13 protein-coding genes and 1 pseudogene are annotated in these 12,705 nt (G+C 60.0%); 5 read left to right on the top strand and 9 right to left on the bottom strand.

Annotation, left to right across the window (positions count from 1 at the left end; all coding sequences use genetic code 11):
* Positions 1-12: 12 nt before the first annotated feature.
* From ACT2B0_RS19860 to ACT2B0_RS19830, 7 genes are all read right to left on the bottom strand, one after another.
* The gene (locus ACT2B0_RS19860; RefSeq protein ID WP_473459987.1) at positions 13-1,011 is read right to left on the bottom strand and encodes a branched-chain amino acid ABC transporter permease; all 999 of its coding nucleotides are present in this window, start codon (positions 1,009-1,011) and stop codon (positions 13-15) included.
* Between the two features lie 2 nt (positions 1,012-1,013).
* Positions 1,014-1,880: a branched-chain amino acid ABC transporter permease gene (locus ACT2B0_RS19855; protein ID WP_473459986.1), complete on the bottom strand. Its 867-nt coding sequence runs from the start codon at positions 1,878-1,880 to the stop codon at positions 1,014-1,016.
* 81 nt (positions 1,881-1,961) lie between these two features.
* Entirely contained in the window at positions 1,962-3,170 is a 1,209-nt protein-coding gene (locus ACT2B0_RS19850) for an ABC transporter substrate-binding protein (RefSeq protein ID WP_348393858.1), read from the bottom strand.
* A 56-nt stretch (positions 3,171-3,226) separates the two neighbouring features.
* The gene (locus ACT2B0_RS19845) at positions 3,227-3,928 is read right to left on the bottom strand and encodes an SDR family NAD(P)-dependent oxidoreductase (RefSeq protein WP_348393859.1); all 702 of its coding nucleotides are present in this window, start codon (positions 3,926-3,928) and stop codon (positions 3,227-3,229) included.
* 47 nt (positions 3,929-3,975) lie between these two features.
* Positions 3,976-5,094 carry an LLM class flavin-dependent oxidoreductase gene (locus ACT2B0_RS19840; RefSeq protein WP_348393860.1) on the bottom strand — a complete coding sequence of 373 codons (1,119 nt, stop codon included), beginning with the start codon at positions 5,092-5,094 and terminating at the stop codon, positions 3,976-3,978.
* Positions 5,095-5,121: 27 nt separating this feature from the next.
* Positions 5,122-5,700: a cysteine hydrolase family protein gene (locus ACT2B0_RS19835; RefSeq protein WP_473459985.1), complete on the bottom strand. Its 579-nt coding sequence runs from the start codon at positions 5,698-5,700 to the stop codon at positions 5,122-5,124.
* A 115-nt stretch (positions 5,701-5,815) separates the two neighbouring features.
* The gene (locus ACT2B0_RS19830; RefSeq protein WP_473459984.1) at positions 5,816-6,604 is read right to left on the bottom strand and encodes an SDR family NAD(P)-dependent oxidoreductase; all 789 of its coding nucleotides are present in this window, start codon (positions 6,602-6,604) and stop codon (positions 5,816-5,818) included.
* Positions 6,605-6,657: 53 nt separating this feature from the next.
* Here ACT2B0_RS19830 and ACT2B0_RS19825 point away from each other — a divergent pair, with 53 nt between their 5' ends.
* The 4 genes from ACT2B0_RS19825 (at position 6,658) to ACT2B0_RS19810 (ending at position 9,839) form a co-directional block, all read left to right on the top strand.
* A complete protein-coding gene (locus ACT2B0_RS19825; protein WP_473459983.1) occupies positions 6,658-7,503 on the top strand; it encodes an IclR family transcriptional regulator in 846 nt (281 codons plus the stop codon).
* Between the two features lie 13 nt (positions 7,504-7,516).
* Positions 7,517-7,954: a hypothetical protein gene (locus ACT2B0_RS19820; protein WP_473459982.1), complete on the top strand. Its 438-nt coding sequence runs from the start codon at positions 7,517-7,519 to the stop codon at positions 7,952-7,954.
* Between the two features lie 9 nt (positions 7,955-7,963).
* Positions 7,964-8,461 carry an acyl-CoA dehydrogenase family protein gene (locus tag ACT2B0_RS19815; RefSeq protein WP_473459981.1) on the top strand — a complete coding sequence of 166 codons (498 nt, stop codon included), beginning with the start codon at positions 7,964-7,966 and terminating at the stop codon, positions 8,459-8,461.
* A gap of 781 nt (positions 8,462-9,242) precedes the next feature.
* Positions 9,243-9,839: an NAD(P)H-dependent oxidoreductase gene (locus ACT2B0_RS19810; protein WP_473459980.1), complete on the top strand. Its 597-nt coding sequence runs from the start codon at positions 9,243-9,245 to the stop codon at positions 9,837-9,839.
* A 419-nt stretch (positions 9,840-10,258) separates the two neighbouring features.
* Here ACT2B0_RS19810 and ACT2B0_RS19805 read toward each other — a convergent pair whose 3' ends face one another.
* Together ACT2B0_RS19805 and ACT2B0_RS19800 are read right to left on the bottom strand one after the other, a co-directional pair.
* A complete protein-coding gene (locus tag ACT2B0_RS19805) occupies positions 10,259-11,116 on the bottom strand; it encodes a hypothetical protein (protein WP_348294752.1) in 858 nt (285 codons plus the stop codon).
* Between the two features lie 116 nt (positions 11,117-11,232).
* Positions 11,233-11,808 carry a TetR/AcrR family transcriptional regulator gene (locus ACT2B0_RS19800; RefSeq protein ID WP_348294750.1) on the bottom strand — a complete coding sequence of 192 codons (576 nt, stop codon included), beginning with the start codon at positions 11,806-11,808 and terminating at the stop codon, positions 11,233-11,235.
* Between the two features lie 129 nt (positions 11,809-11,937).
* On the opposite strand from ACT2B0_RS19800, the pseudogene ACT2B0_RS19795 reads away from it, so the two are divergent.
* A pseudogene (locus ACT2B0_RS19795) lies at positions 11,938-12,636 on the top strand (IS630 family transposase); the annotation flags it as partial.
* Positions 12,637-12,705 lie beyond the last annotated feature (69 nt).

The raw sequence follows: 12,705 nt of genomic DNA, 5'->3' as shown, positions 1-12,705 counted from the left end.
CGACTTGCGCGCTCACAGCGGCCGCCTCCACAATCTGGCGAGCAGTCCGACGATCCCTTCCCTGAAGGCCAGAACCGAGACCACAAAGATGAAACCCTGAATGAAAGTGACCCATTGGCCAAAACCGGCCAGATAATTCTGGCTCGTCACCAAAACGGCGGCGCCAACGACAGGGCCCAACACCGTTCCTACGCCGCCTATCAACGTCATGAGCAAGACCTCGCCGGAGGTTGTCAGGTGGACATCCACCAGCGTCGCGATCTGGAAAATGACGGCCTTCATCGCTCCGGCGAGACCGGATACCGCAGCCGAGATCGTAAAGACCGTGAGCTTGATCGCTCTGACGTTCAAGCCAAGGGAGGTTGCCCGGCTTTCGCTGTCACGCACGGCTCGCAATACCTGGCCGAAAGGGGAATAGGTCAGGCGGTAGGACGCCAGCAGAACCACCATGAACACGACCGACACGACAATGTACAACGTCATGTCGTTGCGAAGGTCCGCATGGCCGAACAGGACTCCGCGCGGCACCCCCTGTATGCCGTCCTCGGCACCACTATAGGGCGACTGGAAGACGATAAAATAGACCATCTGCGCCAAGCCGAGCGTGATCATCGTCAGGTAGATGCCGTGCCTGCGGATGGCCAGTAGCCCGAAAGCGGCCCCCACAACCGTACTCGCGATAACGCCACACAAGACAACGAGTTCGGGTGGGAACCCCCACTTCACCGCTACGAACGCGGCAGTATACCCGCCCGCACCGAAAAATGCCGCATGGCCGAGAGACAGCAGTCCGCAATACCCCAGCAAAAGGTTGAAGCCGATCGCAAATATCGCGAAACACATCACCTTCATCAAAAACAGCGGATAGGCGAACGCCGGGAGAACGGCTACCAAGGCAGCCAGCGCCAGAAATATCCAGACAAAATGCGACCTGGATTCGTTCGTCTCCGGCCTAGTTGACCCGACCGTCGACACGTTTGTGGAATCGCCGATTTGAGTGGTATTCGACACGATCAGAACTTTCCAAAAAGGCCGGCGGGGCGCATCATGATCACCAGGATCATCACGAGAAAAATGACGACCGACGAGGCCTCCGGATAAAGAACCTTCGTCAGCCCCTCGATGATGCCGAGGGAGAAACCGCCCAGAATGGCGCCGAGAACCGACCCCATGCCCCCTATGACCACGACTGCGAATACGACGGTCAGAAGTTCGACACCCATCTGCGGGCTGACGGAATAGACTGGGGCGGCCAAGACGCCCGCAAGTGCGGCCAGCCCGGCGCCGGCTCCGAAGGTCAGGGCGATCAGGGCCTGGACGTTAATGCCGAAGGATTCGACCAATTGGGGATTTTCGGTCGTGGCGCGCAGATATGAACCCAGCCGCGACTTCTCGATCGCGTACCAGACGCCAATACAGATCGCGAGAGAAAGGACAATGATCCAGGCGCGATATTTGGGCAGAAACACGAAGCCGAGGTTCCAGCCTCCCCTCAGCTCGCTCGGAATAGCGTAGGTCATTCCGGCGGACCCGTATATGCCCTGGAAAAAGGATTGCAGCATCAGGGCAACGCCGAAGGTCAACAGCAGACCGTAGATGTGATCGACCTGCTGCAGGCGCGCCAATAGCCCTCGCTCCAACACGACGCCGAGCGCGCCCACGATCAAAGGCGCAAGGATCAATGCCCACCAGTAGCCGATGCCTGCGTATTCAAGCAGCATCCACGCGAACATTCCGCCCAGCATGTATAAGGCGCCGTGCGCGAAATTCACGATGTTGAGAAGACCGAAAATGATAGCCAGCCCAAGGCTGAGAAGTGCATAGAACGATCCGTTGATCAGGCCAATCAACAACTGGCCGGCAAGCACTTGAACAGACATATTCGCCCTTTTGATCTCTCGTGATCACAGCCGCGGGGAGGCGAGTGGTCGCCCGCCCCCCTGTGGGCACTGTTTCCAGGACTACTTGACGAGGGCGCAGCCGCTTTCCGCCAATGGGCGATATGCGTTCTCGCCAGACACCGTTGCGACGAGGTCAACGACATCCCACTCGGAAGTCTTGGTCGCCTCCGGCCCCTTCGCACGCATCAGATACATGTCGTGCACCATGCGACCGTCCGCCCTGACCTTGCCGGACGGCGTAAAACCATCGGAGATATCCGTGTGGCGGAGCTTTTCCATGACAGCCTGCGCATCATCGGCCCTCAGCTCGTCAACCGCCGACAGGTAGGAACGTACCGCAGAATAGACGCCCGCCTGCGCCTGCGCCGGCACCACGTTTCGCTTTTCGCGAAAGTCTTCAGTCAGCTGTCGCGTCTTGTCGTTCAGATTCCAGTAGAACGCGTCGATATAATGCAGGCCCTGCGCATCTTCCGGTCCCAGCGCCAGGATGTCGGCCATGCTGATCGCTGGCCCGACAAGGCGCATCGTGTCACCTTCAATCCCGAATTCCCGCGCCTGTTTCACGGCGCGAACGAAGTCCGTTCCGGAATTGGCGAGAACGAGCACGTCAGCACCGGAGGCCTGAGCCTGCATGATGAAGGACGAATAATCGTTTGCTCCCGTTGGGTGCCAGACTTCGCCGACGACCTCACCCGAGGCCTTGGCGATCGCACCGCTCATGACCTCCACTATCGACCGCCCGAACGCGCTGTCGTTTCCGATGAAGAACCATTTCTTCCCGCCGGATTCGATGATCGCCTGAGCCATTGAGTGCCCAGTCGCGTAGGTATCATAGGTCCAATGGATGCCGTTAGGCGAACATGCGTCATTGGTAAGGCGATCGGTACCGGGACCGGAGAAGATAACGACGCGGTTCTTTTCCTTGACGATATCCTGCACTGCCAGCGCGACAGCGGAACTGGCCAAATCAACGATCAAATCGACACCGTCGACGTCGATCCACTGTCGAGCGAGGTTTACCGCAACGTCTGGCTTGTTCTGATGATCGGCATAAACCAGTTCGACCGGTACGTCGCCAATCTTGCCGCCAAATTCGGTTATTGCAAGTTCGGCACCGGTCACCGAACCGGGGCCTGTCTGATGCGAGAAAGGCCCGGACATATCCGTCAGGACACCAATCTTCACGACGTTGCCGGAGATGTCTGCAGATGCCGTGGTGGCAAGCGCCGTCGACAAAACTACGGCCGCAAGAAGAGTTCTCGGTCTCATTTTTTCCTCCCGTTTGAAGCTAGATAGATGAATACTCAGTCCGGCCTGGAACCCAGTCAGGCTAGTCCACCGTCGAGTACGAAATCGCTACCGGTCGCAAAGCCCGATTCGTCTGAACCCAGGTAGACAGCGAGATCCGCTACCTCCTCGGGCCGGCCAAGGCGTTTTGCCAGCCGCTGCTCGCCGAGCGCCGCAAGCGCCTGCGCCTGTCTCGCCGCCGGTAGGTTCGCCACGAATGCTCTCGGCATGGGCGTGTCGATCGCCCCGGGAAGGATGCTGTTGACCCGGATCGGCGCGAACTCGAGCGCGGCTACCTTGGAGAGAACCACCAGCCCCGCCTTCGTTCCCGAATAGGCGCTCATCCCGCTCGTCATGCGTATGGCCGCCGCGGACGACATGTTCACGATCGCGCCGTTTCCGTTCATCAGGGGCGCGAGTTCGCGCATTACCAGAAACGGCCCCCGCAGGTTGATCGCGTAGAGACGATCGAACTCCTCAATGCTCGTATCCTTCAGCGGTTTGCCAACCATCGCACCGGCGTTGTTTACGATCACGTCAAGCCGGCCATGCCGCCTGGCGACATGCGCGCGCAAGGCTTTGACTGACTCCTCGCAGGTGACGTCGAGTTCAACCCACTCCAATGCCAGAGCCGGGTCGAGAACCTGCGGCGTCACGAGATCTGCGCCGATGACGATTGCGCCTTCCTGCGTATAGCGGCGGCAAATGGACGAACCTATGCCGCCGCCGGCGCCTGTCACCAATGCGATCTTGCCTGCAAGTCTTCCCGAATTTGTGGGCGAGCCGCTCAATGTCGCAGCCCCGCCTGCTTGAGAAGAGGCATGACTCTCTCCGAAAAATACGTCAGCTCCGAGAGGTAATCCTTGAAGTAGAAAACGATGCCGTGAAGGCCACGGTTTGAGTAATCGATCAGCATGTCGACGATCTGCTCGGGCGTGCCGACAAGCGGACGGGTGCCGTAGCCCGCAACGAAACGCCTCATACGCTGATCGTATCCCTCGTTGAACGAGCCGCTTTGCACGCCAAGAGCGCTCAGCATGCTTCGCGCCGCCTCCCAATCGCCGTTGTCGAGAATGTCCTGGAAGGCTGCCTGCGCTTCCTGCTCCGTATCGCGACAGACCACGAGTGCCGAACACATCAGCGCGACGTCGCGGTTATACTTTTCGTCGGCTATGGTCTTGACGGCGAGAAGCTGGTCGATGTCCTCGGGCTTTGCCGGCGACCCGAAACATATGTCGACATTCCGCGCCGAAAAATCGACGCCGGCCGGAGAGGTCCCCGCATTCACGAGCACCGGTCCGGGACGCTGGATGGGTTTGGGTTCGGATTCGAGCCCTACAAGCTTCAGGTATTCACCTTCGAAGTCGAACCCACCGTCCTCGCTCCACAGGCGCTTGACCACGGACAGCCACTCGTCGCCGTACCGGTAACGGTCGTCGTGCTTGCGCAAGGCGACATTGAACATTGCCATTTCCTCGGCGAACCAGCCCATCACGACGTTCAGTCCGAACCGCCCCCGGGATACATGATCAATTGTCGCCGCCTGTTTCGCCGCCACTACAGGGTGGGTCAGGGCCACATGCGATGTGGCAAAACACATGATGTTTTCGGTAGCAGCGGCCATGGCAGCAGCCCACGTGTATACCTCGTAGCTGCTTCCGTTGTGGTTGGACGAGCCTCCCTGCCCTTTGAAGCGGCCGATGGGCAGCGCGATCTCCATTCCTATCCGGTCGGCCAATTGGATGACGGACTTGTTGTAGTCCCAGCTCATCTGCCTGTCGGTCGGAAAGTTGGTGATGATGCTGCCGCCGCTGCAATTCAGCGCAAAAACGCCAAGCTTCAGTTTCTGGCTGTTGAACAGCGGGACGGTTTGCGCCCGATAGTCGCGCAATTGCTCTCTATTCACGACATTCTCCAGTTCTCTGCAGAAGGGTCAGCCGAAGCGAACGGCGTCGGCAGTCTCGACGACGGCGAACCGCCTCAGTACCGCAATGGATTCATCGTGTTCGACTGCGCCCGGCGCAGCGCACGCGTCTTCGACGACGACACATTCGTAATCCCTGTCATGAGCCTCGCGAATACAGGCTTGCACGACAGCCGGGGTGGAAACCCCGGACGCAACGATTCGTGCAATCTTCTTTGCACGCAGAATCACTTCCAGTTCAGTTCCGTAGAAGGGACTGACGCGGTGCTTGGTGATGAGGATGTCTTCCGGCCTGCGATCAAGGGCTGGGTGAATTTCGGTCCCGAAGCTTCCAAGCTTCATCAAACCCGCCTTGCGAAGCCCGGAGAACATCGGCGAGGTCTGGGAACATTCGCGATAGTCATCGGAAAAGCCGACCCGGACAAAAATCACCGGCGCGCCGGAGGCGCGCGCCCTGGCAATCACCTTGTTGGTATTTTCCAGAATCTGTCGGCTGCGCACGGCCTCGCCCAATGGCCCTTTGCCGCTGGCGCCCGCTACATGGACGAGATCGTTCTGCAAATCGAGAACAAGATATGCCGATGTCATTGCTGGTCTTTCCTTTTCGCAATCGACTCGGAAGAATCGATCGCTCCTCATGCTTCTTCGGATTGGATTCGAGCTGGCGGACGCTGGCCGGACCGGCCACTCATAGTCAGGTCCGTCATTCAGTAGAGCGAAGGACTTTTCCGGTGCGGAAAGAGGCGGCTTCGATGCGAGGAATAGAACCGCATCGGGAGGGTCTTCTGACCAGCCGCTGCGGCGGATTGTGAGCGAAGCCTTGGCGTTTTCGACGATACGTTCGCGATGCAGCCGTACCGCGCGCGGCCGTCGTGTCGACAATGCCCGGCGCGACAGTGTTGGCCGTAACGCCAGACCCGCCACGCTTCAGTGCAAACGCTTGCGAAAAGCCCAGAATGCCAACTTTGGCCGCCGATTGGCTCGCCTGCCCCGGATTCCCGAGACGCGCTGTGGAAAAAATCGAGACGATACGTCCCCTGCCGCGCGAGAATATTGGGGCTAAGGCAGCTCCTGTGCACGGAAACGCCCAGTTCAATGCGGGGTCGTTCAACGCATTCCAATCCTGCTTAAGCGTATTGGCGATGCGGCTGTCCGATGTGAAGCCGACATTGTTTGCCAGGGTTTTCGGCGCGCCGGCGGCACCCTCCAGCGCAGCGCAGACCAAGCCAACGTCCGGCGCCATGCCGACGACGCGAACCTCCAGCGCTACCGACTCTGCCTGCTCTACACGGAAGTCGGCAGCGGCCCCTGCGACACCAGGTGCAGCGAGAACCGTTGCGCCAGCCTGCGCGAGCCCTTGAGCAGCCCCCGTCACCGGAGCGGCCTTCCCTTCTGTTCCGTGTTCCATGCTGTCTTTTTCTGCCCGTAAAGTGAAAGCGTGCTCATGCTGCAGGCGAAAAATGAGCTTGTCAATGGAAATCATTTCCATCATAAATGAAAATCAATTCCAGGAGTTTGACGACAATGCGGCCAAGACAGAAGGCAGTGAAAAGCGCCAGCCCCCTTCAGCCGAATCGCGCGGCGGCGGCTGAACCCCCGAAAGACAGCCAGAAAATCGAGGCGCTCGAGCGCGGCCTTATGCTGCTTCAGGCCTTTCGCAGGGGCGACCAGCATCTTGGGAATGCGGAGCTTGCTTCGCGCGTTCTGCTACCCAAGGCGACCGTCTCGCGCCTGGCATATACGCTGACCGCCGCGGGCTTCCTGGTCTTCGACCCCGTCACCCGTCGATACAGCCTCGGGCCGTCGGCCATTGCTGTGGGAAGCATCGCGCTGTCGAATACGAGCGTGAGGGAGATTGCGCGCCCCTACCTGGAAGAGCTTGCCGATCAGATGCATCTGAATGTCGGACTTGGGATGCAGGACCGGACGCAGATCATGTATATTGATGCCTTCGAGGGTAATCCGCTTATCGGGCTCCGGCTATATTCCGGCACACGGTTGCCACTCGCGCAGACGTCCATGGGGCGCGCCATCCTTTTCGCATACAGCCCTCAGAAGCGGGCTGAGGTTCTCGACCAGCTCCGGGAGTCGCAAAGCCCCCGGGAGTGGGAACAGGCGCGCGTTGGGATCGAGAGTGCCTTTCGCGACCTGGAGGCGCATGGCTTTTGTTCCAGCGCCGGTGAATGGCGCCAGGAAATTCATGCCGTCGCGGCGCCGCTGCGCCTTCCTGACGGGCGCGTCTATGCGATCAACGCGGGTGGCCCGGCCTATCTCGTCCCGATCGAGCGGCTCGACGGAATCGGCTCCCGGCTTCGTTCGATCGCCGAAGCGATCGAGCAAGCGATGGGAGGCGATACTCCCGCGCCAGACTCCCTGATCCAAGACCACTAAATACGGAAAGCTAATGACCCAAGTCTACGTCATTGGCGCAGCCATGACCCCGCTCGCCAAACATCTCACCTTGTCGGCAGAGGAATTGATGGCCCAATCATTACGGGCAGCGCAAGCGGATGCCGGGGGTCGAGAACCGCCGACTGGCGTCAACTTCTATCTTGCCGAGATCGAGAACGCCGCCATAACCCGTAGCGCGGTGGTCGATTGCGCAGTGCTCGGCCGGCTCGATCCCGGATTCGGTAGGGCGCTGTTTCTCCTGGCCGCGTTGCAGCTACACGACACGCTTGATGTAGGCGGCCTGCGGGCGCGCCTGGATACGCAACTGACCCGCTCCAAACTGCCCGAACTGCTGAAAACACGACGGGCAGTGCCACGCGACAAGAGCGGGAAAATCCGCGAACGCGTCTTGCGTCAATGCTCCTCGGCCAATCGAACCAACAGACTCTAGGATAGTGACGTGACGGTGGACACGGCCAACCAACCGGAGTTTCTCGAGGGATTGAGGCGATGCGTTCGCGAGCGGCTTGCTCCTCTCGAAGCGGTCGTCGCCGAGCAGGACGTGGTTAGAGAGGACATTATCGCCGAGATGCGAGAAATGGGCCTTTTCGGTCTGACCGTGCCAGAGGACTATGGCGGTCCCGGTCGGACTGTCTCGAAAGAGATTGAGCTGGTCTGTGAATTGACTTGGGCATCGCTGGCATTCCGGTCGGCTACGGTCGACATCTATTCTGAAGAGGCATTTGTTCCCGCGAAAAACATAATCGGCGGGCAGCCCGGACGTGGATTCGCCACCGCAATGAAGGCCCTCGACGGGGGCCGTATTGCGGTGGCCGCAGCATGCATCGGCCAGGCACGCAGAAACCTGAATATGGCCGTGAACTACGCGGAGACCCGCGAGCAGTTCGGGCACAGGATTTCGCAGTTTCAGCTCATGCACGCGATGCTGGCGCAATGAACGCCCCGGCTCCTCGCTCCCAAACCCGTGTTGTCGCGCCTGCAACGCGCGGGGCGGTGCCGTTTCGCGGACAGCGTCCTGCCCCCCTCGGCGCAGACGTGCTTTGCATCGGCCGCCCGGACGCGCCGTCGGATATCCTTGCGCGTGGCAAATCGTACCGCGTATTCGATCGCAAGGACGAGGCAAACCGGAAGCCCGCGATAGAATCGGTTTCGCACGCAGAGATCCTGTTTCTGGGTGTTCGCCTTGGAGCGACGGAACGGTCCGGCCGCGGTCCGGATGCCCCGTACGCCAAAGCGACAAGGCTTAGCTACGCCGGCTCTTCGCCAAACGCCCCTGTCGACGTCGTCGGTGATTTCGGGGACAGCGCATTCTACGCCGCGCGCGGCGCCACCGAACCGCAGTTCTGGTTCCTGTTCGCCCGCAAACTTGGACTGGTCAGCGAGCTGTGTCGGTCCAACGACCATCGGTCAGAAGTTCAACAGCCTTGGAAGAGACGTTTCGGACGCGTCCGACAGAAGAATGGTTTGCGCTGCGCCTGCCCTGTCCGTCCTAAGGCCAAATCGTCCTATTCCGCGTATCTTGCCGCACGCGAAACACCGATCACCAGAGACAATCTCTTTCCAGCCTTCCGCGTCGTCGCCCCGTTATTCACGGACCCCGCTGCCATTCAGGGCGTACCAGCTCGTCCAGCTACCGTCGGACGGCAACTCTCCAAACTCGGGACCAAACAATCGCACGCACTCGCCTCGCCAAAGGGCAGGACACAGGAGCCAATGTCATGAGTCACCAAATTGCGTCATCGTCTGCAGCACAAGGGGTTGCTCCTATGAATGCTCTCTACCCGATGCGGATCGTCGGCTTCAGCGGCAATACGCACCGCCCTTCCAAAACGCACGCATTGGTGGGTTCGCTTCTCCAATTTGTCGCAGAGATCATCCCCATCCAAACGCAGCATTATGACGTGCTCGATTTTGGAGAGAGCCTGGGGGCGGCCTTCAGCCGGGAACAACTGTCCGAGCAGGCGGTTGCGGCTCTCGAAGACATCGAGACGGCTGACGGTTTGGTGTTGGCATCGCCAACCTACAAGGGCTCCTATTCCGGTCTCTTCAAGCATGTCATTGACCTGCTGGCGCCAGAGGCACTGATGAATAAGCCTGTAATCGTTGGCGCGACCGGCGGCGGGCTTCGCCACGCATTGATCGTGGAGCATCAACTCCGCCCTCTGATGGGCTTCTTCAACGCCCGAACGGTCGCAACATCCGTCTATGCGAGTGACGGAGAGTTTGAACAAGGCATTCCGCAAGCTGCCGCTCTCAAGGACCGGATTGCCATGGCAGCTCAGGGTCTCGCGGGAGTATTGTCGAGCAGACAATAGGCGTTCATTTGGAATGAGCGAAATTATGGTCGGCGAACGTGGTGTAATTTTACCGGCACGTTCGGTGTAATCCCTGGCGGCGATCGAGGTCTATGGTCGAGGTGGAGTTTGGCGACTTCAACCACCGACCACGGCGACCCCGATAACCAAGACCAATATGGAGCTGTCCGAGCTTGTGCAAAAGCACGATCAAGGAGAACCCCTCCACAGCCTTGCCGAGACCGGTCCTCAGCTGATCATGGCGGCCGAGGTCGACGGCCTTTGAGGTCAGACCCGCGGAGTAGGCGGCCTAAGATTGCGCCCGCGAGACAACCGCGCCGGCGCCAGGAACAGCATGCGAACACCGAGGATCAGAGGAATGGCAATGCGGCCACCGGCCCAGATGAAGATGCGGCGCATGTCGGTTCAATCCGGCAGAGTCAGTTCTGGCGCGGACGGAATGGCTCCAGCACCTCGACATCCACCGTTTTGATGCGCGCAAAGCGTTCGGTGACATCGTTCTTGACGGTCCAGCTATGGCGTGTTTTTGCGACAAGCTCGGTCCCGTCCGGAGCGATGCCGATCCAGTCGAAGTCCGTGGACACGCGATAGGTCTTGTCGACCTCTTTCTCCTCGACCGCGAAATTGCTGATGACGTGTGTACCGGCCGCCACTTGCGACCCTGAACCGGCCAGCCAGGCCTTGAACCCGTCAAAATCGGCAATCACGCCGCTGGAGAAGTTCAGGGAGAATTCGTCAGCCAGGATTTCGCGAACCGGTTCCGGATTGCGCGCCGGGTCTTCGATCAGGGCCAGCCAGAAATGGACGAGGCTAAGCATCCGGTTCTTGGCATAGGCATCCTCAAACGTCTCGACAGTCGTCTCGCTGTTTTGCTGGATCAGCACTGTCGACAGAAGCGGCAGCACGGTCTCGCCCGGCACGAGGTCGACCCTATAGGTCAGGTCGGCCTGTCTGACTGCGTCATCGGGCAGCAGGCCCTTGTTCTGATAGGTGATCTGAGCGGAGAGCGTCATGGCTCCACCGTCACCATGGGTGATCTCGATCGACTTGACAGAATGGGCGTTTTGCCACGTATCCGGCAGCTGCGCGACGCGCGCCTCATACTCGGCATGGCCGTTTGCGGTGCCAAGGCCCGACGCAACGGTCACGTCGTGTGTCAGGATATCGATCGCGTTCGCAACGCCGCCGGCGGGACGTTCGTAGAATTGGTACCAGCGGTAATATTGCGCCATCGCAGCATGCTCACGGAAGCCCAGCCTGATCTCGTCTTGCGTCATCTGTGCAATTCCCTGTGTCACCGATCCAAAGAGAAGGCCCAGCGACAGCATTGTTCGTGAAAGGCGCATACTGGATCTCTTGGCTCGCCTAAAATGAATGATTGCTCATTTATAGATCAAGCTTCGATGGCACGCCAGCACAGTTCGAAAATTTCTTCGGCATGCGCCCTATCGGGTGTCTTGCCGCTCATGGCAGCGCTGCGACCCAGATGAAGGGCCGGGGCCGCCAAGACGGTCACGATCGCTTGCGTATCGAGATCACGCACGGTTCCGTCCGCAATGGCCTCTTCGATGAAGGCCCGCGTCTGCCGCGCCATCTCGGTCACGACCGCTTTTTCCTGATCGGTCAGGATCATGTCGTTGACGACGACTTCCGCGAACAGGAACGACTGGGGGTGCTGATGGGCGTACTCGAGAACAGCAAACCACAAAGCCCGCACTCTCGACCTTGATCCGGCGACCTGCGAGGCGGCCTCGACCATGGCATTGTGCAGTTCTTCCTTGATCGCCACATAGGCCGCGCGAAGGAGATGGTCCTTGTTCTCATAGTAGCGATAGACGGTGCCGACAGCCAAACCCGCGCGTTTGGCAATCGTGTTGACCGATGCCGCAGAAGAACCGCACTCGACCACCTCTGCGATGGTCGCCCGTCGAATGTCGCCCAGCTTATCGCCGGTTTTTCGTTTTGCCATGAGCCGATCCCAACCCGACGCGAAACACCTAGCAAATCGCCTTTGGCGATGCGAGCCGCTCACCTGGCTCACTTTGTTAGTCATCTTGAAGTGTAATCCGTATCCTCGACCCGAAGAGTCGCGGGAGAAGTGGGATTGGCAGGTCGGGTGGCGTATTCTGTTGTTTTGAGCGCGGCGGAGCGGGCCTTTCCGGAGGCTCAGGTCCGGCGCCGGAAGGCAGCGCGACCGCTTTCGGATCATGGCCGGATGATCCTTACCCTGTGCAGAGGGGTTCCAAAGCAAGGAAGTCGCCGAACGGCCCGGCGTGCATGACTGCACCGTCCGGCTGGACGCTGGCGCTTCGTGACGAGCCGGGTCGAGGGGCTCACCGATGAGCACCGCCCCGGCCGCCCGTGAACGGTTTCGGGCGCGCAGGTGGCCGCGGTAATCGAGCGAACGCTGAACACGACACCGAAGGATGCCACCCGCTGGTCGATCCGGAGCATGGCGGCCGGCACAGGCTTATCGCATACCACCATCCGCCGGATCTGGACGGCGCTCGGCCTGCAACCGCACCGCAGCGGGACTTTCAAACTGTCGACCGATCCCCTGTTCATCGACAAGGCGCAGGACAGTATCGGCCTTTATTTGTCGCCGCCGAACCGGGCTATTGTCTCGTGTGTCGACGAGAAATCGCAAATTCAGACGCTGGATCGTGAGCAGTCGGTGCTGCCGAGCGTCGCGGAGCGGAGAACCCACACCTATATCCGCAACGGCGCGACCTCATTCTTTGCCGCGCTCGATATCGCAACAGGGGTGGTGATCGGCAAATGCTACCGGACTCACCGGCGCACACGGTCTGCGAGGACGCGGCCGCGCTGGCCCGTTTCGGTTGCTTGGGTTCTCTGGCTTCCCGGT

Source organism: Nitratireductor sp. J20-h4, assembly GCF_056780505.1.
The sequence above is the reverse complement of the archived record's forward strand: the minus strand, read 5'-3'. Positions and strand labels throughout refer to the sequence as shown.